Source organism: Bifidobacterium tsurumiense, assembly GCF_000741765.1.
Taxonomy (GTDB): Bacteria; Actinomycetota; Actinomycetes; order Actinomycetales; family Bifidobacteriaceae; genus Bifidobacterium; species Bifidobacterium tsurumiense.
This window is the reverse complement of the sequence record NZ_JGZU01000011.1, coordinates 63,026-88,511: the sequence shown is the minus strand read 5'-3', so window position 1 is coordinate 88,511 and position 25,486 is coordinate 63,026. Positions and strand designations below refer to the sequence as shown.

Here is a 25,486-nt window from a genome sequence, read left to right as displayed (position 1 = left end):
GCGATAGCGTTGGAATATGAGATTTCTTGGCAATGTGTTGTGGCTGGTTCTGGGCGGATTGTTCATCTCAATCGGCTGGGCTGTCGCAGGATTGGTATTATGCATCACCATTATCGGAATCCCCTCGGGAATGCAGGCTTTTAAAATGGCGAAACTGACGCTTACTCCTTTTGGTACAACCGTGGTGTATGGCGGCGGCACCGGTTCCTTCTTGCTGAATTTGATTTGGCTCGTTTTGGTGGGTTTGTGGATGGCTATCGCCTACGTGTGTGCCGGCTTGTTGAACTGCGCAACGATTATCGGAATTCCCTTTGGCTTGCAATCATTCAAAATGGCGAAACTGGCTTTGTTCCCATTCGGGGCGCAGATTATATAGGGACAATTGTGCCCGACATGACTTCAATTGAATTTGGACTGCACTGGTCCCCTGCTCTCTCCGGGCCGCTTCCAGACATATTCTGGTGATGCTGCAGAAGCTACGAGCCATATGGAGATGGCCATATTCAAACACCATATTCAATTACACGAAGGAATCAGTAGTATGAAGAGACCGATTATGACATCCACAGCCGTATTGAGAGAACCATCCCTCGATGCAACGCCGAATGATGCGGCCGTGGCACGGGATTTGCAGGATACTTTGGCTTCACACGCAGAGGAATGTGTCGGGATGGCAGCCAATATGATCGGCGTGAATAAACGAATCATTGCCTTTCAGGACGATGCACTCAATCGGATAGTCGTGATGTTCAATCCGCAAATCATTCAACAGAATGGAGAATACACCACAGAGGAAGGGTGCTTGTCTTTGCAAGGTCTTCGGGCAACAACAAGATTTCATAACATTACGGTGCAGTATGCTGATGCCGATTTCAAAGAAAAGATTGCACTATACTCCGGTTGGACGGCACAGATCATCCAACACGAAATCGATCACTGCTCAGGCATACTCATCTGATCCTTCCACACTATCCTGCAGCGTTTTCGTTGATTCGCTAGAATGCTGTAGAGGCGAGTTCATTGAAGAATTGAGGGGGAACTGAAATGACGAATAAACGAACGATGGCATTGGGTGCGGTTTTTTTCCACTGCTCTCGCTGTTTCATCGCTTTCCCTTGTTGCCAGGTCACTCTTCGACTCAGTCGTGGACACGCAATCAAGAAAAGTTCAGCACAGGCGTCATCCCCTTGCACCGTCTGCTACGAACTCGAATACTCAAAATACTCGAAACTCTCGTAACCAGCCTTCTCATCAAACTCATCATGATTGGTTTCGTGCGGCAAGACGAGAAGTCGCAATCCGCAGTGAAGACGGCCTTATGCTGCGCGGGTGGATGTTTGATGCGGACAGTGCGCTGGGCAGCCATAATTATGTGATTTGTTGTCACGGTTTCGGTTCATCCCCTGAGGGGATGGCATCTCATGCATATCACCATGCACAATCCGGATTTCATGTCCTGCTGCCGGCATTGCGTGCACACCAACCCAGCGAAGGAAGATATGTTGGGCTCGGTTGGCTCGACAAACGGGATTTAATCCGTTGGATCGATATGATTATCGCAACGGATTCTTGTGCACGCATCATTCTTCATGGCATCTCATTGGGCGCGGCAGGCGTCATGATGTGTGTGGGCGAAGATGATTTGCCGGAAAACGTCGTAGGAGCCATAGAAGACAGTGGATTTTGCAGCGCAGCAGAGCAATTCACACATCTGGCCAAGGAAAACTATCATATTCCTTCACTGCTGATTCCCCCTGTGCTGTCCCGTATCAACAGTCTTGCCAAACGGTACGCAGGCTATGACATCACTCAGATATCAAGTCTGGATAGTTTGCGGCGTGCACGCATCCCGATGCTATTCATCCATGGAGGCAAAGATCTACTGGTTCCTGCGAGTTGCGCGGATCGCTGCTATGAGGCGTGCAGTAGCCCCGACAAACAAAAACTCATCATCCCTGATGCCGAGCACGGTATGGCAGCACTAGCGGTACCAGGCGCATACTGGTTCACCGTTGACCGCTTCATGCGCCGTGTTATTGAACAGTATTCATAGCACTGACCGACCGTGGGTCGAGTCCTTCCCTCAGACGATGTGCAACACACTTATGTTGTCAAACACAATGGGCGTCAAACACAAAAGGGTGGGTGTTCCCATCCTCACATGATAGGAACACCCACCCCAATGAGTTTTCAGGTGCTTATGACCTTGCGGTCATATCGATGCGATTCCTGTATGCACCAGCACATCGACCCTCTCAGCGCTCAAGACCGAGCAGCCAAGCACCTGACAAATGCTTCCTGACTAGGCGATCAGCTCTTTCACCGCTGCAATAACGGCTTGGAGACCCGCCTTTGCATCGCCGAAGAGCATTTGCGTATTGTCCTGGAAGTACAACTCATTCTCAATACCTGCGTAGCCCTTTCCACGGCCGCGCTTCATCACCACGACATTCTGCGATTTGTCGACATCCAATATCGGCATGCCGGAAACAGGAGTGCCGGGACGACGAGCGGCGGGATTGGTCACGTCATTCGCGCCGACCACCAATGACACATTCGTTGAGGAGAACTGAGGATTGATATCGTCCAGATCAATGAGTTCCTCATAAGGAACATTGGCTTCAGCCAACAACACATTCATATGTCCAGGCATACGACCCGCCACGGGATGGATGGCATAAGAGACCTCTACACCATGATTCTTCAATAGCTCGCCCAGATCGGCGAGTTCACGCTGAGCCTGGGCTTGTGCCAAACCGAATCCAGGGACGAAGACGACCTTTTCCGCGTAGACCAACTGAACGGCGACGTCGTCTGCTGTGGTCTCTCGCATGGTTCCTGAAGGACCGTCTGCATCGCCTGAAGCAGCCGAACCGCCACCGAAGCCACCGGCAAGTACGCTCAACAGAGGCCTATTCATGGCCTGGGCCATAAGAATAGACAAGGTCACACCCGCTGCACCGACTAGTGCGCCGGCCACAATCAATGCAACATTATCGATGGCAAGACCGCTCATAGCCACTGCGGTGCCAGTGCATGCGTTCAATACCGAGATCACGACTGGCATATCGGCGCCGCCAATAGGAACGACAAATACAAGGCCATAGATCAAAGCGCACACAGTGGTCAGCACCGACCACAGCAGTCGCTGTTCAGGCTGAACACACAACATGACAAACGAAGCAATGGTCAGGACGATGAATAGCACATTCCATATGCCCTTGCCCGGCAGGCTCATCTTCTTGACGAAACCGATGCCCTGCAACTTGCCCGCTGCGATAAGCGAACCCGTAAAGGTAACCGAACCAATCACCACGCCAAGACCGGCAGTGATCAGTACGACCAAAGAAGGCGTGCCGTCAGTGGTCAAGATATCGTTCAAAGCCACCAAGGCAGCAGCGCCACCACCGACGGTATTGAATACCGAAACGAGCTGAGGCATATCCGTCATCTTGACCTTGACGGCAGAGATGACACCGGCCAAAGCACCGATGACAATACCGACAACCAACACCACAACCGCGGTAACAGAAAGGAAACCCTGCACAAAGAGATGGATAAAGGCCATTACGACGGCCAGTACCATGCCCACCGCTGAAATCTGGTTTCCCTTACGTGCGGTCTTGGGTGAATTCATGAAATGCAGCCTACGACGAAAAGTACCGCAGCCAGCAAATAGGCAAACCATGCAATTATTTCGATGGCGCTCACTTGGCACCTTCCTTATCCTGATCAGCGCCTGCCTTGGAAGGTTTGGAGCTTTTGAACATTTCCAACATGCGATCGGTCACCACATATCCGCCGACCACATTCATGGTTCCCAGCACTGCCGCCAGGAAAATGAATACATATGCCAGAGGCGAATCGGCATGTGCTGCAACGATGACCACACCGACAATGACGATGCCATGGATGGAGTTGGCGCCGGACATCAGCGGCGTGTGCAGGGTTGCCGGCACTTTGCCGATCACTTCCACGCCAATCAGCAACGCCAGCACGAATAAGGTTATGGCAACAACGAGGGTGTTCATGCTACTCGCTCCTCTCTGTGCGTCCGCTACCACGAGCGCATTATCCAATTCATCATCAAGATCCATCGACAGCTTGCCGTCGCGAACAAAATGGGACACGATATCGGCAACATTGCGAGCCAAAAGGTTAGAAGCGGTATTAGCGACCTCGCTTGCCAGATACGGAGCACCGATGAGCGTGACACCACCTTCGGTCTGTGTGGTTCCCACCACTGAGCCTTCGACATTGCCGCCCAGATCACTCGCAGCACAATCGACGATCACGGCACCGCGATGCATGCCGCTGACACCTGCAGCAGTGAGCAGGCATGGGGGCTTGCGCCCCGGAACCTTCGCAGTGGTAATTACCACATCAAAATCGGCTGCCTTCTTATCCACTGCAGCCTGTTGTGCCGCCTGTTCCTCCGCTGTGAGCTGGCGAGCATATCCGCCTTCGCCCTGGCCTTTCGAAAAGTCCAGACCAAGATCGAGGAATTTGGCACCCAAGGATTCGACCTCATCCTTCGACGCCGGGCGAACATCGTAGGCAGTGACGACCGCACCAAGACGCTTAGCGGTACCGATTGCCTGCAAGCCCGCAATGCCTGCGCCTAAAATCAACACCTTTGCCGGGCGGACGGTACCTGCTGCGGTGGTCATCATCGGGAAGAAAGAGCCATACGCATTTGCCGCGACCAGTGCGGCTTTATATCCCATAACGGAATTCTGCGAAGTCATCTCATCCATTGACTGGGCAGAGCTCAATTGACGCGGCAACCGCTCAATGGCGATGCCCACCATTCTCGCCTGCGCAAGCTGAGCGATATAACTGTCGTCATTGAAGGAGTCCAACATGCCGACAATCCATGTCCCCTGCCTCATGCGGGAAACGAGTTCATTACTTGGACGATCGACAAAACCCATCACATCTGCCTGAGCGATGATCTCATCTGCGGCAAGAACCTGAGCTCCTGCTTTGATGTAATCGTCATCGACATAATGTGAGGGCAGACCAGCCCCATATTCGATAAGGCAAGACACGCCCGCCTTGCGCAATCGAGTGACGATATCCGGCGTCAACGCGACGCGGGACTCATACTCCGAGGTCTCATTCAAGACACCGAAGGTCACTGTGGCTTCTGGTATTGCAGCCATGAGAGCCCTTTCTAGCTTCTTTGATATGCGTACACACTTTGTACAAAGCGAAAGTGTAACCGAAGAAAATCACCGATATTGTTTCTATTCCATAACGTGAAGTGCCACCGCCGCTTGTAGCAGCGGGACTTCCTTCCCATAGAATCTTTGTGCGAGTTCGACGAGAAGCACTCATTGTGCAGTACTGGTACATTCATTGGAATTTGGCGCACGAACAATCTTGGACGTATCGTGGCTGAAATCAGGCCTACACATCTACTCCCCTTTGTGCCCAATAAGGCTCCACTTCACTACCCCCACAGGCATCGTTAGCCGTCCGCATTCCATGCTCGGTCTACGCATTGGATTCGGCGTCAAGTTTGCATCCAACTGCTTCGTTTATGAGTTCTCGCTCTCCCCTACGTCACCGTAAGGTGACGGTTGACCAAACTGAGACTATTATTGAAGGGTTGAGAAGCTTACATTCAGGTCAAGGAGCATTTACGTGACCGTCATCACCTCAATGAAAGAACGAGTACAGGAACTTACGCGTAAGGCATTGCGCGTAGGAGGTGACTTTGTACATCCAATCAGCGACGACCGACCTGACAACTGGGGATGGCACGGCACCCCGGATGCCGATGAGGCCAGCACACTTCCACATGTCAACGAATGGGGTCCAGGATTCCCAACCACTACCTTTATCGATCCAGAAACCGGTCTGCTGACCAGCGAAACTGCCGGTAAAGCGCCGATCCCGGATGGCATGTCGATTTACGACATCTATGCCGACCGCGCGGCACGTATGGGAGATGATCCGCTCTACACATTCAAGCGTAATGGCACATGGGAAACGCGCACGGCAAACGAATTCCTCGCTGAGGTTCGCGCCACTGCAAAAGGATTGATCCATATCGGCCTGGCAAAAGGCGACGGCGTTGCATTTATGTGCCGCACCTCATACGAGTGGAATATCGTCGATGCAGCGGTCATGGCTTGCGGCGGTGTATTGGCCACGGTGTATGACACGGATTCTTCCGAACAGATCCGCAATATCGTCAACAATTCTGACGCTCGATTGCTCATTGTCGGCACAACCGACATGGAAGCAAAAGCCGAAGGTGCAGTAGAGGCATGCCCAACCTTGGAACAGGTTATCTGCATCGAGACCGGCGGCTTGGCAGAACTTCAGGCCTATGGCAGCACCGTCAGCGATGAAGAGCTTGATCAGCGCATCGATTCGGTTCGCAAAACCGACCTGTGCTCGATCGTATACACATCCGGTTCCACTGCAGCGCCCAAGGGTGTGGAAATGACCCATGAGCACTATTGCACGACTGCGATGAATCTTCCGGACTATATGCCGGATTTGCTGCACGACCGCAATAACACCGTATTGCTTTTCCTCCCTCAGGCCCACTCCTTTGCCCGCGCCATCAACTACATCGTGGTGGCCAGCAATATGCACGCATATATAGCGCAAGGAATATCCTCACTTATCTCCGACCTTCAGGTCGCCAAGCCCTCGGTCATGATCGTGGTTCCACGCGTTTTGGAGAAGGTCTACAATGCCGCCTCGCAGAAGGCCGGTCATGGTGCCAAGGGAATGGCATTCGCAGGCGCTGTGGTAACCGCGCAGAAATATATGAAGGAGATCAACGAAAACGGCAAAGCACGTGCCCGGACTCGCACCGGACGCATGATGTATGACCCTCTGGTGTACAAGTCATTGCGTCAGGCATTGGGCGGCCGTGCACGATGGATTGTCGCAGGCGGCGCGCCTCTGGATCCTGAATTGCTCGCCTTCTATCGTGGCGCCAACATACCTGTATATGAGGGATACGGTCTGACTGAGACGACTGCGCCTTGCGCATTCAATCCTTTGGGCACCCCGTTCCGCGAAGGATCGGTTGGCATTCCTTTCCCAGGTTTCTCAATCCGCATTGCAGAAGATGGAGAAATCCAAGTCAAGGGCACATGCGTCTTCCCCAAATACCATAAGAACGACGAGGCTACAGAAACCTCATTCACCGAAGACGGCTGGTACGCCACCGGCGACCTGGGACATTTGGATAACGAGGGATTCCTGTTCATCACGGGCCGCAAGAAGGATCTCATCATCACGGCTGGCGGCAAGAACGTCTCCCCCGGACCCATTGAAGATGTGATTCGTCGTTCTGAACTCGTTTCCCAGGCTCTGGTCTTGGGAGACAAGCGTCCTTTCATCTCAGCACTGATCACCTTGGATGAGGATTCGTTGCGTCCGTGGTTGGAATCAAAGGGACTCAATCGAGATATGTCGATTCAAGAGGCTGCGGAAAACGCTGCAGTGCGTGCCGAAGTGCAAAAATACATCAATATGGCCAATGAGGGTGTATCTCGAGCCGAATCGGTGCGCAAATTCATCATCCTGCCTGAAGAGTTCACCCAGGATAACGGATTGCTCACAGCATCAATGAAGGTGATTCGTCCTAAGGTCATCAAGCATTATGCGACATTGCTCAATACCCAGATGTACACAGGCAAGAAGAAGTAACGATAATTCACGCCTAGTCTTCTGAATGCATGGAGGCGGGTGGAACCGTGTTTGAGTGGTTCCACCAGCCTCCGCGCATATTCGATTGAATTATGTGGTACTACTCGGCAAACCCGAAACCGCCCATTCCCTCGCCATAGGCGAATATAGGGAGCGTCGAATATCAGTCCGCGTAGTTTCGATCTATTGTCAGAATCCGAGGCGCTCCAACTTCTTGGGGTCTGACTGCCAACCTTTGGCGACCTTGACATGCAAATCCAGATGCGCCTTGTGCCCCACAATGCGGTTTACGGCAGTACGTAGTTTCTTCTTTACTCTGACCAGATGCTCTGCCTTATGGCCGATGATAATGGGCTTCTGAGAATCGCGCTCCACATAGATCGACACCATCACCTGTGCTTTTTCGGAATCATCCTGAGGATATTCGATATCGTCCACAACGACAGCCAATGAATGAGGCAATTCGTCATCCAGTTCTTCGAGGAATGCGCCGCGTATCAGCTCTGCTATGGTATCTTCCGCTCCTTCTTCACTGATTTGCTCGGCGGGATACATTTGTGGGCCTTCAGGCATATGCTGGATGAGCACCGACTTCACTTCTTCAAGATTGTCGTGTTCCAATGCACTCACCGGCACGATATCTGTAAAATCAGCGAATTCATTGATGGCAATCAATTTGTCGACGAGTTCGGAACGATTTAACTCATCGATTTTCGTCACGATGGCAATCAACGGGACTTTCCAAGTGAACTTCCCGTCATCCTCTTTTTTGGCGAACTCAGAGCGCAGACGACTCAGAATGCGCTTGTCTCCCGGGCCGATCTCCTGATCTGCAGGCAGCAGAAATGCAATCTCATCCACATCGGATAATGACTCGTCTACGACATCATTGAGTCGCTGACCAAGCAAGGTTCGGGGACGGTGAATTCCGGGAGTATCCACCAAAACCAGTTGAGCATGTTCACTGGTCATGATGCCACGAATCGCTTTTCGCGTGGTTTCAGGCCGTGACGAGGCAATGGCAATTTGCGTACCGATCAGTGCGTTGATCAGTGTAGATTTGCCCACATTCGGTCTGCCCACAACGGCGACAAATCCGGATCGGTACGGTGTCTGTTCTTCAGATTGCATTGCTTCGCTCATAGTATCCTTGCAGATTCGATATTCTTATTCTTCTTCATGAGTTTGCGTATGGTCCTGACCAGTACGCTCATCGGTAGTAAGTTCAGTTTCCCCGTCGGCATCGACGTGAGCGGGTTCAACGACGATCGTGGACACCTTTTTGCGTCGACCGGCCGAATCAACGGCTGTGAGTCGCAGGCCTCGGGTTACGGCTGATGCGCCAACTATTGGCATACGTCCGAGCAGCTTGGTCAGCAAGCCGAAAACCGTGTCGACATCGTCTTCGTCGATATCAACTTCGAAGATCTCTTCCAAATCCGCAATGGATGTGCGGGCAGGCATTTTCCATGTGTGCTCGCCAATCTGCTCGGGTTCGCTATGCTGTGTCCGATCGTGTTCATCGGCAAGCTCGCCGACGATCTGTTCGATCGCGTCTTCGATGGTCACCAAACCTGCTATGCCGCCATACTCATCAACCACGACGGCCACATGCTGACGTGTGCGTTGCATCTCGTGGAACAGATCGTCCACTGGCTTGGATTCGGGAACCAGCATTGGATTGCGGACGATGGAAACCACATCTCGTTCAGCCGCAGCAGGATTAAAAGCCGTGGCGCGAACGGCATCCTTCAAATATGCGATACCCAGCATGTCGTCAACGGAATCTCCGATTGCAGGGATACGGGAAAAACCCGATCGTGAGCATAATTTGAGCAGATCCTCCAAGGATTCCGTGCCCTCGATACAAACCATGTCAGTTCGAGGCACCATGATTTCACGGGTAAGGGTGTCTGAAAGCATAAGCACATTACGGAGCATTTCCGAAACTTCCGGATCGAAATCATTGGCTTCGACCAGTCGGTCAATCGTGGCTTTACCTTGCTCGATCTGAATCTTCTCCAAGGCCTCATCGTCAGAAAGATTCGAATCCTTGCTACGTTTGATCGCGGATTGTTCGCTGCCGATATGCGCAAAGGGTGTCAACACAACCGCCCAAGTGATAACACCTGAATATCGCAGCATCACATCGACCGGTTTCAACGCTCCTGCAGACCGAGGGCGCAATAATACGGAAACGATGGCGATTGCCAAAGCAAACACCATTCCTGCAACCAATTGCATCCACAGCGGCAAACCCCACAAGGCGATGAAACTCGCCACGAGAACACCGTCGAGTACATTGCAGGCTATCCGGAAGAAGGTGCAGGCACCGATTGTCGCATATCTGTTGGCGATGAGTTTTTGCACTGAATGAATACGAGAGATTTTCTTCATCCGGACGAAATGGCTCGTGTCAGCATCGGTTTGCACTTCAAGGATCAGATTGTTCAGGCTGGCTCGCGTGACGCGTGAAACCGCTCCTTCCACAGAAGCCATAGTCAAAGACATCCAAACCAATAGCGCAGCGACAACCACCAAAGTCACCATGATGACTATGGTCATCGCATCCAAGTCCGGCATAATAGTCCTTCCCATATGCCTATTCGATATTCGTATTATTCAAACATATCAATGCTTGCGAGTGCTGTTTTCATGCTCGGACTCATAGAGTTCAAGAGCGTCGGGGACGCCTGCAGGCAGGGTCGCCATTTCGATACTGCCTTGGCGAACCGCGAAGAAGGTCAGCAGCAGTTGGCGTTGCAAGCCAAACATCTGTCGCTCTTGTTCAGGCGTGACATGGTCATATCCCAAGAGGTGCAGAATACCGTGAATGGTGAGCAGCAGCATCTCTTCCATGGCGCTGTGCCCGGCAGCCGTTGCCTGTTGCGAGGCCACCCAAGGGCAGATCACGATATCTCCCAGAACACCCTCAACCGTGGTTCTGCCATCCCCGGGACGCAGTTCGTCCATAGGGAAGCTCATCACATCGGTAGGGCCGTCCAGATTCATCCATCGCTCATGAAGTTCAGCAATGGGCTCCGGATCAACGAACATTATGGCTAGATCCGATTGGGTGCTCACCTTCATCTGATCGAGCACCCAGATTCCCAGATCGGAGAAAACCTTTGGGTCGATATCCCATACGGTTTCATTCGATACTTCAACACTCATCTATTATTCCCCCGTAGCTTGCCTTGTGTGATGCTCTCGTTCCGCCGTATGACGGTCATAAGCCTCCACAATTCGGCCGACCAATTCGTGACGCACAACATCTTCCGCATCCAGATGCGCGAAGGCGATACCTGGTACAGAACCAAGGATGCGTTCAATCGTGGCAAGACCGGAACGAGGCACCGTCAGATCGATCTGCGTGATATCGCCGGTGATCACCATCGTGGTATTGAATCCAAGTCTCGTAAGGAACATCTTCATCTGCTGTTCAGTGGTGTTCTGCGCCTCATCGAGTATCACAAAGGCATCGTTCAGCGTTCGGCCTCGCATATAGGCAAGAGGAGCCACTTCGATCGTGCCGTCATCCATATATCGCTTGAGCTGGTCCGCGCCGAGCATATCCGAAAGTGCGTCATAGAGAGGACGTAAGTAAGGATCGACCTTCTCATTGAGCGTTCCGGGAAGGAAACCGAGGTTCTCCCCCGCTTCCACAGCCGGTCGAGTCAGGATGATCCGGCGGATGCGACGATCCTGGAAGGCTTGAACCGCTTTTGCTACGGCCAAATATGTTTTTCCCGTTCCTGCAGGCCCTATGGCAAATGTGATGGTATGCGACTCGATTGCGTTCACATAGGCAATCTGTCCTGCGGTTTTCGGACGAACAGGAAGACCCGCCGCGAAGGTGATCACTCCTGGGACCCGTGGCTTATGCCGCTCATCCTTGGACTCATGCGATACTTTGCGTTCCTGCCCAGGAATGCGAACAAGCTCACGTTTTGACGCCGCTTTGTCCGCAAGATCAGCACGTGCGGGATTGCGCAGAATGCCCTGTTCCAACATTCGTCTTACCGAATCAGCATCCAGAGGCGCGGAATAAGCGGCTTGCACGATGGACTCAATGACTTGCTGAGCCTGGGATGCCTGAGCCTGAGTCTGTTTGGAGCGTGACATTATGGCGACTCGGTTGCCGCGAACAATTATCGTAAGTGCAGGAAAGGCTTTTTCCACTTCGCGGAGCACCTCATCCACAGGGCCCAGTACGGCGACAGGATCGAGTTCGGTTGGGATGGTGACGATACGTGTTGTCGTAGCCACAACGCTCCTATTCGTCTAAGGTTTCGCCGGTGAGTACATGCGCATGCACATGGAATACGGTTTGTCCGGCATCGATGCCGGTGTTGAAGATAAGACGGTATGCGCCGTGGAACTCACGGTCGGCGATTTGCTGCGCTACTTCAACGATATGCCCCAATTGAGCACTGTCTTCACGAGCCAGTTCGGCCACATTGGCAAAGTGCTGCTTGGGAACGATAAGCACATGCACTTTGGCCTTAGGATTGATGTCCTTGAAAGCGTAGGTGGTGTCGTCTTCGTATACCTTTTCGCTAGGAATCTGACCCGCAATGATCTTGCAGAACAGGCAATCATCGGATTGGCTCATCATGCTCCTTCAATCTGTGCCTGCGGCCCTCGCCACAAGCAACCTCTTCCATGCTATTGTGCCGCGAGGATATTGGAAACCAATTCGCTTCGAGCCTAGTCAAGTCGCGCTAGGCTTTCCTATTCTTCATGGACACGTGTGGCATAAAAAGCGACTGCGCTGGAAGCGGCCACATTCAAGCTATCCACGCCATGTCCCATGGCGATTTTCACGGTGAGATCCGCTCGAGCGATGGTATGCGCAGACAGACCATCGCCCTCAGTGCCGAAGATCAAAGCCAGTTTGTCAATATGCTGCGGATCCGACTCAGGAACATTCAATCGACGGGATAATTCGTCCATGCTTATCGAATCATCCTCCAAAGCCATGGCCACCGTGGTGAATCCAAGCTCTTTGAGATCCTGAATTCCTTGGAATGGCCAATAATGCTTGTCTTCTCCGCCAATTCTGGTCCACGGCACTTGAAATACAGTGCCCATGGAGACACGCGCTGCCCTGCGATACAGAGGGTCGGAACATGAAGGGGTAACCAGAACCGCATCGACATCAAGCGCTGCCGCCGAACGCATCAAGGCTCCGACATTGGTGTGATCGACGATGTTTTCCATAACTGCTATTCGGCGCGCACCCGAACACACCTCTTCGACACTCGGCAGAGTCCAACGCCGCATGGCAGCCAACGCGCCACGATGCAATCGATACCCTGTAAGTCGCTTGAGCTGTTCTGCCGTCGCAACATACACAGGGATGCCATTGCCCCATTGGGCGTCAATGGCTTGGAACATATCTGCCATGCCTTCAATCCAGGCTTCTTCGACAAGCAATGATATCGGCTCTCTGCCCGCAACCAATGCCCGCTCAATGACCTTCGGTGATTCCGCAATGAACAATCCCCGTTCAGGCTCCAAACGATTGCGCAATTGCATTTCCGTAAGGTTCACATATGCTGCCACCCTCTCGTCATCCACGGAATCCAAGGTGATGAATTGCATATGCGTTCCTTTCGCGCCTGTATGACAGATTGCCACATACGAAATCGGCCGGTTTCCAACAATCTGGAAACCGGCCTTTTCTGTGTCCGGAGCGGGACTTGAACCCGCACGCCTGTATAAAATAGGCACTAGCACCTCAAGCTAGCGCGTCTACCATTCCGCCACCCGGACAGGTGCCTTTTTGGCAACGTGTAGAACTATATCACCTTTTTCAAGCATGATGAACGGTGTGTCGCGAATTGATGGCACAAGGTAGCCTTGAACCATGACTGATGCCCTGTTTCTGCTCGATACAGACCGTGACGATACGCCTATCAACAGCGATGAACTCCATACCGGATGGAATGTGACACTGCCAAAGCCCGTTCAACGTCATGCCGTGCAAGTGATGCGCTTGAAGTATGGAGATCATTTGCAGCTCTCCGATGGCCGCGGACTGCGGGTTCATGCCGAACTCGTCGATCCTGAACAGGGCATTGCACAGGTTGTTGAATTCGGCAGAGAACCCCAGCCGGTAACGCGTTTGGCTCTTGTGCAGGCACTTGCCAAAAACGGCCACGACGAGCAGGCCATCGATATGGCCACACAAATCGGCGTCGACACCGTCGTGCTTGGCAGGCAGATCGATCTATAGCGAAATGGAAACAAGGAAGGACCGACCGAAAATGGGGTCAGGTTCTTGACGCAGCGACAGAACAGTCACGGCGTGCTTGGAGACCTTCATTGGAAGATTGCGTCTCAAGCAAACAGGTTGTCGCGATATGCCGAAGGGCCAATGTGCACGGCGATCTGGTCATCGTGCTTCACCAAGATGCCACCGCCACCTGGCAGGATGTTGAAAATAATGTGGCGCGACTTTCAGAGCGTTGTCTTGCCGACGGAAAAGCACGAAGCATATATGTTGTTGTCGGTCCAGAGGGCGGAATCAGTGATGATGAAGTGACTCAATTCATTGACGCCGGAGCATTGAGTTGCGTTTTGGGCTCGAATATATTGCGCGCTTCCACGGCCGGCCCCGTTGCATTGTCATTGTTGTCACGGGCTTTGGGAAGATACGACATTCAGGCGTGAAGCTCCATCCGCTGATTCTGGAGTCCTACAGCACGCGGAAACCTCATATCTAATATCATCACCCGGCACAGCGTACGGGAGCTATTCGCCATCCCATACGCTATGCCGATATCTCGAATGACTGAGATCCAAAAGAGACATCCCCTCCAGCATTTCATCCATTAACCGAAAACAACAAACGCCGACCTCTTCATGCCGCACTTGCCGCTTTTGGCGCAACATATCAAGGATTGTTCACACAGTCGCACATAGTGTGTCGCCTATCGCACAAACATATTGTTACATCTCGATGAATTTGTGAGACGCGCGGCAGTGCACCCTTGCATCTGACTTTTTTTGTGGAATTATGGAAATTGTTCGCAACGTAGCGAATGACTGGATGCTACATGACGTCGCAAGACGTCTGACAGAGAGGAACCATTATGGCAAAGAATCCAAAGATTCTCTCGATCGTATTGGCAGGCGGCGAGGGGACACGACTGATGCCATTAACGCGCGATCGCGCCAAGCCGGCAGTGCCTTTTGGGGGTGTGTTCCGTCTGGTCGATTTCCCGTTGAGCAATCTGGTCAATTCCGGTTACCGCCAGGTCGTCGTGCTCACCCAGTACAAGTCACATTCACTCGATCGTCATATTTCACAGGTTTGGCGTTTTTCCCCGCTGCTGGGTTCCTATGTTTCCCCCGTTCCAGCACAGCAACGTTTGGGCAAGCATTGGTATTTGGGATCTGCTGACGCCATCTATCAGACGATCAACATCATCGAGGATGTGCAGCCGGATATCGTGGTTATTGTGGGCGCCGACCATGTGTATCGCATGGACTTTGAACAGATGGTGCAGCAGCATATCGAATCCGGAGCTGAATTCACGGTTGCAGGCATCCGCCAACCTTTGAGCCAGTCCAACCAATTCGGAGTCATCGAGGTTGACTCCCAACACCACAATATGATCAAGAGCTTCCAAGAGAAGCCGGAAACCACTACCGGTCTTCCCGATGCCCCTGACCAGATTCTGGCTTCTATGGGCAATTATGTGGCCAATACCGATGCACTGTTTGACGCTTTGGCTATCGATGGAAAATCCGAGAATACCAAGCATGATATGGGCGGCGATATCGCTCCGTATTTCGCATCACGTAATGAAGCCGGCGTGTATGACTTCAACTCGAATGAAATACCGGGAGCCACTCCGACCGATCACGCATATTGGCGCGATGTGGGTACCATCAAGCAGTTCTACGATGCCCATATGGATTTGATTGCCTATGTGCCGGAATTTAACTTGTACAACACGGAATGGCCTATTTACACCATGTCCGGAAACCTGCCGCCGGCCAAATTCGTTCACGCCGGACGCGACCGGCTGGGACACGCCACTGATTCCATCGTCTCTCCAGGCGTAATCGTTTCAGGCGGTGAAGTGCACCACTCCATCCTCTCCCCCAATGTGCGCATTCACTCGTGGGCTCAGGTCGTGGATTCGGTCCTGTTTGACGGCGTGGTCATCAATCGCAGGGCTCGCGTATACAAGGCGATTCTCGATAAGAATGTCGTGCTCACTGAGAACTCGACCGTAGGCATCGATACGGAGCACGATATGGCACGAGGATTCACCGTCACGCCAGATGGCATCACCGTGGTACCAAAGAATACCGTGGTCGACGATTGATCCCTGAAGTGAGCCATTGGAGGCTCACTGGCACATACAAGTAGTGCCCGCCATCTTCCATATATGAGGATGGCGGGCACTACTTGTATGTGATGCCCATGAAACCTGAGTATCAATCAAGCCTCACGATTGCATATGCCTAATACGTAGGCAGATTATCAAAATTAAATCCAAGAGCAGCTAATTGATCGCGTCCATCAGGCGTGATCATCTCTGTGCTCCAACGAGGTTGCCAAGTCCAATCGATACGGAACTCTTCCACCAATCCCGCCAAAGTGCTGGCACACTCATCCTCTATGAGATCGGTGAGCGGACAAGCCGGAGTCGTCAATGTCATGGTGATAATCGCCCTGCTCAGGGAATCGATTTCAATGCCATACACGAGTCCAAGATCGATAACATCCACACCCAATTCAGGATCAATGACCTGATGCAAAGCCTCTTTGACATCTGCAGCCGTGGCACGCCCGATATCATCCACTGCCTTGAGAGGGATCCCACCCTCGGCCACGCCGGACAGAGAGCTCCCGGCATCCGGGTCAGAACTAGAATCGAGTGATTGCTCATCGCCAGCATTGCCGGTATTGGTCATTGCTGCGAACTGCGGATTTGCCATGACCTTACGCGCCGCAAGCTCATCGCCCATAACCTTGGTCACTGAGTCAAATACACTCGACTCAGGCTCGGGAACCAGATTGTCATTCATGCTTACAACACTCCTTATTCCTGCGCAGCAAGGGCTTTGGCAACCGAATCCTTCATGCCTTCCCAGCCGAGCAACGCACACTTGATACGCATAGGATACTTCGATACGCCTTGAAATACCACAGCATCGCCCAATTGTTCTTCAACAGCGTCATCCTGCAACCCCATGCCACGGGATTGCATAAGCATATGGAAGTCTTGCGAGAGCTTCATGGCTTCTTCCACGCTCTTCCCATCCACCAGATCGACCATTATGGAAAGGCTTGCCTGAGATATGGAACATCCCTGACCATCCCAAACGATCCGTTCGATCGTATGCGGTTCGGATTCACTCACTTCAACACGAATGGTCGCCTCGTCACCGCAGGTGGGGTTGAATTGGTGCGATTGCCCGGGAGTGCAGTATTCATGCTGTGCGCGAACCGTTGACTCCCCCGCTTCGGAGGCATTGTCCGACGATTCCACACGCAGATCGGGAGCAAAGTGCTCTTTTCCGTGTGGATCACGAGCCGCTTCAAGAATTACCTCTTGATACATCTGTTCAAGATCGCTGGTTGCCATCTCACATTCCTAACGTGTCGAAATACCGAAAAATGAACGGATGCCGGAAACGGCTTCCACCAAGGTTGCAGCATCATCGACGGTATTGTATATCCCGCTGGACGCCCGGTTAGAGGCATACACACCAAAATGTCGATGAACCGGTTGGGCGCAATGGTGCCCGACTCGAATAGCTATGCCTTGTGCGTCCAAGTATTGCCCTACATCATGTGGGTGGACGCCCTGAACCTCAAAAGCCACAGTCCCTATGCGATTTTCAGCATTGGTCGGTCCAAGGATCCGGACTCCGTCAATAGTTCCGAGTTTGAGCAGCTCCTGCGTCAAAACCTGCTCATGCGAGGCGATGGCATCCATGCCGATATGCATCATCCACTCAGCAGCCACACCTGCCGCCACAACCTGTGCCACGGGCTGAGTTCCTGCCTCGAACCGCGCAGGAGGCATCATATATTGCGCTGGTTGGTCCATCCAGGCCAGCTCGACCATGGAACCGCCAAAATTGGCCGGATGAAGCGCCTCCAATAAGCCGCGTTTGCCATACAGGAACCCTACGCCTGTGGGACCATACATCTTATGCGCACTCCACACGGCAAAATCAACATCCAACGCGTGCACATCCACAGGAATATGGGGAACGGATTGGCATGCATCGAGCACCATGATCGCGCCAACTTCATGTGCCCGCTTGACTATCGGAGCCACGTCAGTGATGGCACCTGTGGTATTGGACACATGAGTCACCGCCACGACTCGAGCACGCTCATCGATTATGCTTTGAGCATCCTGGGAACGGATGCGCCCATCCTCCTCAAGATCGAACCAGCGTAATTCGGCACCGGTTCTTGCAGCCAACTCTTGGAACGGGAGCAAAACCGAATGGTGTTCCGCGCGAGAAACCACGATATTGTCACCCTTATGAATGGCAAAGCGCTGCGCCGCCTTGCCACCACGTCCCATCGATGCATAGCCAAATGCCGCTGCCAGGAGGTTGAGTCCTGCAGTGGCCCCTGAGGTGACAACGATTTCCTCATTGCCCTCCTCGGCACTGGCTCCCACCAATGCAGCTACTTTGCCGCGCGCTTCCTCAAATGCCATGGTGCTGCGGGCCGCAAGTTCATGAGCGCCACGGTGCACGCCCGCGTTGATCGTGGTGTAGAACTTCTGCTCGGCTTCGACCACAGCCATTGGCTTCTGCGCTGTCGCAGCTGAATCCAGATACACCAAAGGATGACCATGAATATCCTGATTCAGAATTGGGAATTCGCGACGGATGGATGAGAAATCGGTCATACTCTTCCTTGATTGGTTGATGACTGAGTAGTGCGCAGTGGCTATCATCACGCATCAATGTGCCACTGCACACCGCTCCATTGGGTGTAGGTTTCGATGAACAGGCGCCTTATGCTGAGTCGACCTATTGCTTACGCCAGAGCGGATTCTGAGTCAGCGCCTTCTGGCAGATATTCGTCATAACCGTTTTCCTCAAGCTCATCGGCAAGCTCAGGACCACCCGTTTTCACGAAATGACCATCTGCGAAGACATGAACGATATCGGGCTTGATATATTTCAGGATTCGCGTGTAATGCGTCACCATCATGATGCCCAATCCGGTATTCTCCTTGGCGCGGTTCACACCCTCAGACACAATCCGCAGGGCATCCACATCCAAACCGGAATCGGTTTCGTCAAGAATCGCGAATTTCGGTTTGAGCAATTCAAGCTGCAGCACCTCTGCGCGCTTCTTTTCACCGCCAGAGAATCCTTCATTGACGGAACGGGTTGCAAACTTGGGATCCATACGCAGTTTGTGCATGGACTCGTTCAATTCCTTGGCCCATGTGCGGATAGCCGGAGCTTTGCCGTCAACAGCGGTTTTGGCTGTGCGCAGGAAGTTGGTCATCGATACGCCCGGCACTTCGACAGGGTATTGCATAGCCAAGAACAGACCCGCCTTGGCACGCTCATCAGGAGTCATGGTGAGAATGTCCTGTCCGTCCAACAGCGCCTGGCCAGAATCCACTTCATACTTGGGGTGTCCTGCCAATGTGTATGCAAGCGTTGACTTGCCGGAACCATTTGGCCCCATAACCGCATGAGTCTCACCTGAATTGACGGTCAGATTCACGCCTTTGAGGATTTGCTTGCGACCTTCCTTGGTTTCCACCGAGGCATACAGATCCTTTATTTCCAATGTGGCCATGCTTAATTCTCCTCTACTACGACCTGTGCGGCCTTGTCCTCGCCTTTAGCCAAGCGCCGGTCAATAACGTTCATTAAATGCTGTGCAATGCTTTCGATGCCTATTTCTTCGACCAATTCACCGAAGAAACCGCGGACCACGAGTTTGCGAGCCTCAACTTCGCTGATGCCTCGTGACTGCAGATAGAAGAGCTCTTCATCGTCGAATCTTCCCACCGAGCTGGCATGCCCTGCGCCAACGATATTGCCGTTTTCGATTTCCAGATTCGGTTCGGAATCTGCTATTGCGCCCGGGGTAAGCACCAGATTACGGTTCAATTCATAGGAATCGGTTCCTGGTGCGGTTGGTTCGATCAAGGCGTTGCCCACCCACGTGGAATGCGCGTCCTTGCCATCCAATGCACCCTTATACACGACGCGGGACTTGCATTCGGGGTGATTGTGAACCACCATGGTGCGATGCTCAATATGTTCGCCTGGATCCACGAAATATATCCCCAGCATATTGAGATCGCCTTGTTCGCCACCAAAGTCCTGATCCATGCGGATACGCACCACATCGCCTCCCAGTGTGACCACTGAATGACGCAATGATGCACCCTCACCCACATGAATACGCTGGTTGCCGATATGCTTGCTCCCCTTCTCCCATTCCTGGATGAAGGTCACCGAAACATGGGAATCCTTGCCTGTGCTGATTTCGACACCTTCGGCAAGACGCGCCTTACCCGCATGCTCGACTACCACGTCTCCATGAACACGATCCTCCGTGACAATAGCCATATGCAATGCATCGAGTTCAGTCGATTCACCAACGATCCGTATCAAAACGGGCTGATGCAGATCGCGCAGCACATGGACCACCAATGTGCTGGATGCGCTATTCCATTCGACAGCCGAAACGCGATCATTGGGCTTTGCAATGGTTCCTGAAGGAGCCTGCCCCATAGCGACCGTTTCGACACTCACATCATCAGAATCTATCGAGGATCCGTCGATATTGCTCACTTCGACAGCGAGTTTTCCTGCAGGCTGGAAGACTTCGAAAAATTCTTCCATGCGCTCGACAGGAGTGAACCGCCAATCATCCTGCTTGCGCGTCGGAATGGCGAAATCCGCCACATCGAATGAGCGAGGAGCACGGTCAGCGCTGGACGGCATCGCCGCCGGAATCGCATATGGATCGTTGGGATCCGCAGTGGGAATAGAAATTTCCTTACATTGTGATGCCATCTTGACTCAGCCTACCGATCCTTCCATCTGCAATTCCACCAGTCTATTGAGCTCCAAAGCGTATTCCATAGGCAGCTCACGACTGATTGGCTCAACGAAGCCTCGCACTATCATGCCCATGGCTTCCTTCTCTTCCAAGCCACGGCTCATCAAATAGAACAACTGGTCTTCAGAAACCTTCGAAACCGTGGCCTCGTGTGCCATTGACACATCGTCTTCGCGCACATCCACATGAGGATATGTGTCCGAACGTGAGAAATCATCAACCAACAGGGCATCGCACACCACATTCGAGCTCGATCCCTCAGCACCGTCGATGATCTTGACCAGACCACGATATGCACTGCGGCCACCGCCACGCGCAATCGACTTGGCAATAATCGTGGAACTCGTATGCGGCGCCAAATGAATCATCTTTGCGCCGGTATCCTGATACTGCCCCTTGCCAGCGAATCCCAGCGACAGGGTTTCCGCCTTGGCATACGGCTCAGCCAGAATGCAGGCAGGATATTTCATGGTTGCCTTTGAACCGATATTGCCGTCCACCCATTCCATGGTGCCGCCTTCGCGCACATACGCACGCTGGGTCACCAAGTTATACACGTTATTCGACCAATTCTGCACAGTAGTGTAACGCACGCGAGCATGGGGTTCCACAAAAATCTCCACGACACCCGAGTGCAGGGAATCAGTGGAATAAATCGGTGCCGTACATCCCTCCACATAATGCACATACGAACCTTCGTCAGCAATGATCAAAGTACGTTCGAACTGGCCCATATTCGGGGTGTTGATGCGGAAATATGCCTGCAGGGGGATATCGACATGCACGCCCTTCGGCACATAGACGAATGAGCCGCCTGACCATGCTGCGGTATTCAAGGATGCAAACTTATTGTCGTCGCTGGGAATGCATTTACCGAAATACTTCTGAACCAATTCAGGGTATTCTCGCACGGCAGTATCGGTGTCGACGAAGATCACGCCTTGATTCTTCAGATCGTCGCGAATCGAGTTGTAAATCACTTCGGATTCGTATTGGGCAGCAACGCCTGATACCAAACGGTTCTTCTCAGCCTCGGGAATGCCCAATTTGTCATAGGTATTGCGGATATCATCAGGAAGGTCTTCCCAAGTGGCCGCCTGCTTTTCCATCGGCTTGACATAATACTTGAAGGAATCCGCGTTGAAATCGCTGAGATCGACTCCCCAATCAGGCATGGGACGATTGATGAAATCACGGTAGCCTTGGAGTCGTTTCTCCAGCATCCATTCCGGTTCGTGCTTGTCTGCAGAAATCTCACGAACAACATCCTCGCTGATACCCTTTTTCGCAGCCTCGCCAGCAGCATCGGAATCATGCCAGCCGTAGCTGTAATCACCGAATTGCTCGATGATCTGTTCATCCTGTCGCAGTTTGTCTTCGTTGAGATGGGAGCGATCAGCCACATACTGATTCATCTCCACGTCGGCTGCCGCAGCATCATGTGCCGTAGCAACCGTGGTCTCGTCACTCACGTTCAGTCTCCAATCTGTCGAACGCCATAGGCTTCACAGCCACCTGCCTAGCATACTATCGCGAGGCGGTCACGATATCGGCTCAGCGCAAAGGGTATTGCTTTTTCTATGAATGCGCGTATGAGTGGCGCATTTGACCGGCGCTTATGGGAACAAACTATCGGGTACATTCTGTGCCGCATTGTCTGTGAAACAACCACAGCAATGATCTTGATTAATATTCGATCGCATGCCTTCTGACATTGACCATCAAGCAATCTTGTGACCGGGCGTATGTGCCTGCGCGTTCCCGTCTATACATTGGCGGCCCATCCTGCAAAGAATGGGCCGCCATATCGCCGCTATCAGCTCAGGCTATTCTGCCGACTGATGGTCCAAAGCTGCCTTGACCAATCCAGCGAAGAGTGGATGTGGTTTGGTCGGGCGAGACTTGAATTCAGGATGCGCCTGAGTCGCCACATAGAATGGATGCACTTCCTGAGGAAGCTCGACGAATTCGGTAAGCGAGCCGTCCGGGCTTTGGCCGCTGATTCGCAGACCAGCCTCACGCAAGCGATCCTTGTATGCAACGTTCACCTCATAACGGTGACGATGACGTTCGGTCACATGGGTGCTGCCGTAGAGTTCAGCAACCAACGAGCCTTCTTCAAGATCCGCAGGATATGAGCCAAGGCGCATGGTGTGTCCCATATCGCCCTTGCCAGCCACGATGTCCTTCTGTTCTTCCATGGTCGCGATGACCGGATTGGCGCATTCTGGCTCGAACTCCGTGGAATTCGCATCACTTATGCCCAGCACATTTCGGGCATATTCGATCACCATGGACTGCAGGCCCAGACACAGACCCAATGCCGGCAAACCGTTTTCACGGGCGTATTTCAACGCGCCGATCTTGCCGTCAATGCCGCGGATGCCGAAGCCTCCTGGAATAACGATGCCATCAACCTGATCAAGGGCCGCTGCAGCACCCGCTTCGGTTTCACAGGTATCGGCCGCAACCCACTTGACATTGACCTTGGCATAGTTGGCGAAACCGCCCGCCTTGATGGCTTCTGTTACGGAAAGATAGGCATCTGGCAAGTCGATGTACTTACCGACGATTGCGATATTGACTTCGTGCTTGGGATGATGCACTCGTTCGAGCAGATCTTCCCACTCGTCCCAATCTACGTCGTGGAAAGGCAAGCCCAGCTCACGCACGACATAAGCGTCCAATCCCTCGTCGAATAGGATCTTGGGCACATCGTAAATGCTGCGGGCGTCAACGCAATTGACCACGCCTTCTGCATCCACATCGCACATCAGTGAAATCTTGTCCTTGATGGACTGGCTGAGCGGACGGTCGGAACGCAATACCAACGCATCGGGTGAGATACCAAGCTGTCGAAGCATCATCACAGAATGCTGAGTCGGCTTGGTCTTGAGTTCATGTGCCGCCGCGATGTATGGGACCAGGGAGACATGCACGAACATGCAGTTTGCCGATCCCAAGTCACGGCGCACCTCGCGTGCGGCCTCGAGGAATGGCTGGGATTCGATATCACCAACGGTTCCGCCGATTTCAGTGATGATCACATCGACATCTTCAGAAGCCTGTGCGCGCATACGCGCCTTGATTTCGTTGGTGATATGAGGAATCACCTGCACGCATTCACCCAGATATTCACCGGCACGCTCCTTGCGAAGCACTTCCTGATAGATCTGTCCGGTGGTGACATTCGCCTTCTGGCTCAGGAACACATCAAGGAAACGCTCGTAGTGGCCGATGTCAAGATCGGTTTCAGCACCGTCTTCGGTCACATACACTTCGCCATGCTGGAATGGGTTCATGGTGCCCGGGTCAACATTGATATAAGGATCGAGTTTTTGCTGCAGAACCCTGATGCCACGGCTGCGCAACAACCGTCCGAGCGAGGATGCAGTCAAGCCTTTGCCGAGAGAAGAAACAACGCCACCTGTGACGAAAATATGCTTGGTAACGTGCTCTTGAGAATTGCCATGTTTTCTTCTAACCATGGAACTCCAGTCTAACATTTCCATCTGACGCGGCGTGTTTTGTTATGCTTCAAGGAAATCGCATATATCCAACACGACCATGTAGACGCAAAGCATGAGGCGGATCTTGCAAACTTGGCAAGCATCCGCCCTCATGAAATTGGATTACCCTTACCTGACCTGAGCAGGTTGTTGCGGATGTACCACTTGGGCCACCTGTGGCTGCCGAACAACCACCAATCTCAATATCGCAATGATTGCAGTTGCCACCGAAACGACCAACGCTATCCATGTCGAAGTCGATACAGTCACAAAGGAGCTGAATACACTGGATATCATGGCAGCTTGGGAAGACCCCGACGATTGTGACATCTGGATAGCCTGCGCTATGAATGAGGATATATTCGAAGCCATCACCAAAACGATCACACTGGCTGCTGCAATTGATGCTGAACTTACTGCGAGCACGATTTGTGACCACTTAATTCGCATGACATACAGGACGAAATACGCGCCGATGCCAACTGCCCCGATAATCGAGAATATCTGATAGAACATCACCGCGGTGCTCACTCCGGACAATGCCGTATTCGGATTGAACATCATGTCGGAGCTACTGTCATATCCCATAGAATCCATGACCGCATACATAATCGTGGTGGCGAGGTTTTTCAAATGAGGTATGGATAGCGATAATCCACCTAACGAAATGCTGGCAGCCAATACCGCCGTGGCACTGCTGACCCCGCCTATTCCTTGCAATATGGAAAGCGCTGTGCCTATCTGCTCACGATCCTTGGGTGACTGTGCAGATCGTTGAGGCATGGGAGAAACAGATGGAGCTTGGAATGGCTGCACTGGGTTGGGCATGGACTGAGTGTGCTGGTACGCAGGGACGGCGTGCACAGCCGGCGTCGCATTCGGAGCAAACGGCGTGGTTGCATCTGACACAGCCGCAGGGGTAGACACAGTCGGTGAAGCAGACGGCACCGGAGCGCCATTGTTGCTGGGTGTTGCTCCCGTATGAATATCTGTTTGCACTTTCGCATCGGTTTGTGATGCCAGAGGCTTGCCGCAGTTAGCGCAAAAAGCCGCTCCCTGAATATTGGATGTACCGCAATTAGGACAAATCATTACTCTCCCCCTCATAGATTTTGAATGAAGCATCATGCCTCATCTCGCATTGTACTCCTGCGCAATGTGAAGCATCGCACATGTATCGCGACGTTGAGAGTACTTGGCAATCCCG

General features: G+C 52.6%; 19 protein-coding genes, 1 tRNA gene and 5 pseudogenes. 6 read left to right on the top strand and 19 right to left on the bottom strand.

Annotated features, from left to right (window positions below; translation table 11 throughout):
* Window positions 1-16 precede the first annotated feature (16 nt).
* The 3 genes from BITS_RS05305 (at window position 17) to BITS_RS05295 (ending at window position 2,053) form a co-directional block, all read left to right on the top strand.
* Window positions 17-376 carry a YccF domain-containing protein gene (locus tag BITS_RS05305; RefSeq protein WP_026642040.1) on the top strand — a complete coding sequence of 120 codons (360 nt, stop codon included), beginning with the start codon at window positions 17-19 and terminating at the stop codon, window positions 374-376.
* A gap of 165 nt (window positions 377-541) precedes the next feature.
* Window positions 542-958 carry a peptide deformylase gene (locus tag BITS_RS05300; RefSeq protein WP_026642039.1) on the top strand — a complete coding sequence of 139 codons (417 nt, stop codon included), beginning with the start codon at window positions 542-544 and terminating at the stop codon, window positions 956-958.
* A 375-nt stretch (window positions 959-1,333) separates the two neighbouring features.
* Window positions 1,334-2,053: an alpha/beta hydrolase gene (locus BITS_RS05295; RefSeq protein ID WP_162141986.1), complete on the top strand. Its 720-nt coding sequence runs from the start codon at window positions 1,334-1,336 to the stop codon at window positions 2,051-2,053.
* Between the two features lie 249 nt (window positions 2,054-2,302).
* Here BITS_RS05295 and BITS_RS05290 read toward each other — a convergent pair.
* The 3 genes and pseudogenes from BITS_RS05290 to BITS_RS05285 all read right to left on the bottom strand — a co-directional run.
* Window positions 2,303-3,711, bottom strand: a pseudogene (locus tag BITS_RS05290) (NAD(P)(+) transhydrogenase (Re/Si-specific) subunit beta).
* Window positions 3,708-4,031, bottom strand: a complete 324-nt coding sequence (locus tag BITS_RS09350) for an NAD(P) transhydrogenase subunit alpha part 2 (protein ID WP_026642036.1) — start codon at window positions 4,029-4,031, stop codon at window positions 3,708-3,710. Before BITS_RS09350 ends, BITS_RS05290 begins: the two are co-directional and overlap by 4 nt.
* 24 nt (window positions 4,032-4,055) lie before the next feature.
* A pseudogene (locus tag BITS_RS05285) lies at window positions 4,056-5,165 on the bottom strand (NAD(P) transhydrogenase subunit alpha); the annotation flags it as partial.
* 502 nt (window positions 5,166-5,667) lie between these two features.
* On the opposite strand from BITS_RS05285, the gene BITS_RS05280 reads away from it, so the two are divergent.
* Window positions 5,668-7,680 (top strand): AMP-dependent synthetase/ligase, encoded by a 2,013-nt coding sequence (locus BITS_RS05280; RefSeq protein WP_154568655.1) that lies wholly within the window; start codon window positions 5,668-5,670, stop codon window positions 7,678-7,680.
* Between the two features lie 189 nt (window positions 7,681-7,869).
* Here the strand turns inward: BITS_RS05280 and era are convergent, their stop codons facing one another.
* The 7 genes from era to BITS_RS05245 form a co-directional block, all read right to left on the bottom strand.
* Complete coding sequence (gene era, locus BITS_RS05275; protein ID WP_034533791.1) at window positions 7,870-8,823, bottom strand: GTPase Era; 954 nt, start codon at window positions 8,821-8,823, stop codon at window positions 7,870-7,872.
* 24 nt (window positions 8,824-8,847) lie between these two features.
* Window positions 8,848-10,263: a hemolysin family protein gene (locus BITS_RS05270; RefSeq protein ID WP_034533789.1), complete on the bottom strand. Its 1,416-nt coding sequence runs from the start codon at window positions 10,261-10,263 to the stop codon at window positions 8,848-8,850.
* A gap of 48 nt (window positions 10,264-10,311) precedes the next feature.
* Entirely contained in the window at window positions 10,312-10,854 is a 543-nt protein-coding gene (ybeY, locus tag BITS_RS05265; RefSeq protein WP_026642031.1) for an rRNA maturation RNase YbeY, read from the bottom strand.
* A 3-nt stretch (window positions 10,855-10,857) separates the two neighbouring features.
* Window positions 10,858-11,949, bottom strand: coding sequence for a PhoH family protein (locus tag BITS_RS05260; RefSeq protein ID WP_026642030.1), 1,092 nt, complete (start codon window positions 11,947-11,949; stop codon window positions 10,858-10,860).
* Between the two features lie 7 nt (window positions 11,950-11,956).
* Window positions 11,957-12,295, bottom strand: coding sequence for a histidine triad nucleotide-binding protein (locus BITS_RS05255; RefSeq protein WP_026642029.1), 339 nt, complete (start codon window positions 12,293-12,295; stop codon window positions 11,957-11,959).
* A gap of 119 nt (window positions 12,296-12,414) precedes the next feature.
* Window positions 12,415-13,287, bottom strand: a complete 873-nt coding sequence (locus tag BITS_RS05250; RefSeq protein ID WP_026642028.1) for a TrmH family RNA methyltransferase — start codon at window positions 13,285-13,287, stop codon at window positions 12,415-12,417.
* Between the two features lie 83 nt (window positions 13,288-13,370).
* Window positions 13,371-13,458, bottom strand: a tRNA-Leu gene (locus tag BITS_RS05245).
* A 94-nt stretch (window positions 13,459-13,552) separates the two neighbouring features.
* Here BITS_RS05245 and BITS_RS05240 point away from each other — a divergent pair.
* Window positions 13,553-14,358: pseudogene (locus BITS_RS05240) on the top strand (16S rRNA (uracil(1498)-N(3))-methyltransferase).
* A gap of 422 nt (window positions 14,359-14,780) precedes the next feature.
* Window positions 14,781-16,025, top strand: coding sequence for a glucose-1-phosphate adenylyltransferase (gene glgC / locus BITS_RS05235; protein ID WP_026642026.1), 1,245 nt, complete (start codon window positions 14,781-14,783; stop codon window positions 16,023-16,025).
* Window positions 16,026-16,164: 139 nt separating this feature from the next.
* On the opposite strand, the pseudogene BITS_RS09720 reads toward glgC, so the two are convergent.
* The 9 genes and pseudogenes from BITS_RS09720 to BITS_RS05195 form a co-directional block, all read right to left on the bottom strand.
* Window positions 16,165-16,524 (bottom strand): annotated as a pseudogene (locus tag BITS_RS09720) (metal-sulfur cluster assembly factor); the annotation flags it as partial.
* A 95-nt stretch (window positions 16,525-16,619) separates the two neighbouring features.
* Window positions 16,620-16,731: pseudogene (locus BITS_RS09715) on the bottom strand (metal-sulfur cluster assembly factor); the annotation flags it as partial.
* A gap of 14 nt (window positions 16,732-16,745) precedes the next feature.
* Complete coding sequence (gene sufU, locus BITS_RS05225) at window positions 16,746-17,291, bottom strand: Fe-S cluster assembly sulfur transfer protein SufU (RefSeq protein WP_026642024.1); 546 nt, start codon at window positions 17,289-17,291, stop codon at window positions 16,746-16,748.
* Window positions 17,292-17,300: 9 nt separating this feature from the next.
* The gene (locus BITS_RS05220; RefSeq protein ID WP_026642023.1) at window positions 17,301-18,581 is read right to left on the bottom strand and encodes a SufS family cysteine desulfurase; all 1,281 of its coding nucleotides are present in this window, start codon (window positions 18,579-18,581) and stop codon (window positions 17,301-17,303) included.
* Window positions 18,582-18,712: 131 nt separating this feature from the next.
* Window positions 18,713-19,492, bottom strand: a complete 780-nt coding sequence (gene sufC, locus BITS_RS05215) for a Fe-S cluster assembly ATPase SufC (RefSeq protein WP_026642022.1) — start codon at window positions 19,490-19,492, stop codon at window positions 18,713-18,715.
* A gap of 2 nt (window positions 19,493-19,494) precedes the next feature.
* A complete protein-coding gene (sufD, locus tag BITS_RS05210) occupies window positions 19,495-20,724 on the bottom strand; it encodes a Fe-S cluster assembly protein SufD (RefSeq protein ID WP_026642021.1) in 1,230 nt (409 codons plus the stop codon).
* A 6-nt stretch (window positions 20,725-20,730) separates the two neighbouring features.
* Entirely contained in the window at window positions 20,731-22,185 is a 1,455-nt protein-coding gene (gene sufB, locus BITS_RS05205) for a Fe-S cluster assembly protein SufB (RefSeq protein WP_044259559.1), read from the bottom strand.
* Window positions 22,186-22,596: 411 nt separating this feature from the next.
* The gene (locus tag BITS_RS05200) at window positions 22,597-24,258 is read right to left on the bottom strand and encodes a CTP synthase (protein WP_026642019.1); all 1,662 of its coding nucleotides are present in this window, start codon (window positions 24,256-24,258) and stop codon (window positions 22,597-22,599) included.
* A gap of 150 nt (window positions 24,259-24,408) precedes the next feature.
* Entirely contained in the window at window positions 24,409-25,371 is a 963-nt protein-coding gene (locus tag BITS_RS05195) for a zinc ribbon domain-containing protein (RefSeq protein ID WP_026642018.1), read from the bottom strand.
* Window positions 25,372-25,486 lie beyond the last annotated feature (115 nt).

Bases quoted from the DNA above. Each gene is read 5' to 3' on its own strand.
- glgC (WP_026642026.1), top strand. From the start codon at position 14,781: ATGGCAAAGAATCCAAAGATTCTCTCGATCGTATTGGCAGGCGGCGAG.
- BITS_RS05305 (WP_026642040.1), top strand. From the start codon at position 17: ATGAGATTTCTTGGCAATGTGTTGTGGCTGGTTCTGGGCGGATTGTTC.
- ybeY (WP_026642031.1), bottom strand. From the start codon at position 10,854: ATGAGTGTTGAAGTATCGAATGAAACCGTATGGGATATCGACCCAAAG.
- sufD (WP_026642021.1), bottom strand. From the start codon at position 20,724: ATGGCATCACAATGTAAGGAAATTTCTATTCCCACTGCGGATCCCAAC.
- BITS_RS05220 (WP_026642023.1), bottom strand. From the start codon at position 18,581: ATGACCGATTTCTCATCCATCCGTCGCGAATTCCCAATTCTGAATCAG.
- BITS_RS09350 (WP_026642036.1), bottom strand. From the start codon at position 4,031: ATGAACACCCTCGTTGTTGCCATAACCTTATTCGTGCTGGCGTTGCTG.
- sufU (WP_026642024.1), bottom strand. From the start codon at position 17,291: ATGGCAACCAGCGATCTTGAACAGATGTATCAAGAGGTAATTCTTGAA.
- BITS_RS05195 (WP_026642018.1), bottom strand. From the start codon at position 25,371: ATGATTTGTCCTAATTGCGGTACATCCAATATTCAGGGAGCGGCTTTT.
- BITS_RS05300 (WP_026642039.1), top strand. From the start codon at position 542: ATGAAGAGACCGATTATGACATCCACAGCCGTATTGAGAGAACCATCC.
- sufB (WP_044259559.1), bottom strand. From the start codon at position 22,185: ATGAATCAGTATGTGGCTGATCGCTCCCATCTCAACGAAGACAAACTG.
- era (WP_034533791.1), bottom strand. From the start codon at position 8,823: ATGAGCGAAGCAATGCAATCTGAAGAACAGACACCGTACCGATCCGGA.
- BITS_RS05200 (WP_026642019.1), bottom strand. From the start codon at position 24,258: ATGGTTAGAAGAAAACATGGCAATTCTCAAGAGCACGTTACCAAGCAT.
- BITS_RS05255 (WP_026642029.1), bottom strand. From the start codon at position 12,295: ATGAGCCAATCCGATGATTGCCTGTTCTGCAAGATCATTGCGGGTCAG.
- sufC (WP_026642022.1), bottom strand. From the start codon at position 19,492: ATGGCCACATTGGAAATAAAGGATCTGTATGCCTCGGTGGAAACCAAG.
- BITS_RS05280 (WP_154568655.1), top strand. From the start codon at position 5,668: ATGAAAGAACGAGTACAGGAACTTACGCGTAAGGCATTGCGCGTAGGA.
- BITS_RS05270 (WP_034533789.1), bottom strand. From the start codon at position 10,263: ATGCCGGACTTGGATGCGATGACCATAGTCATCATGGTGACTTTGGTG.
- BITS_RS05250 (WP_026642028.1), bottom strand. From the start codon at position 13,287: ATGCAATTCATCACCTTGGATTCCGTGGATGACGAGAGGGTGGCAGCA.
- BITS_RS05295 (WP_162141986.1), top strand. From the start codon at position 1,334: ATGTTTGATGCGGACAGTGCGCTGGGCAGCCATAATTATGTGATTTGT.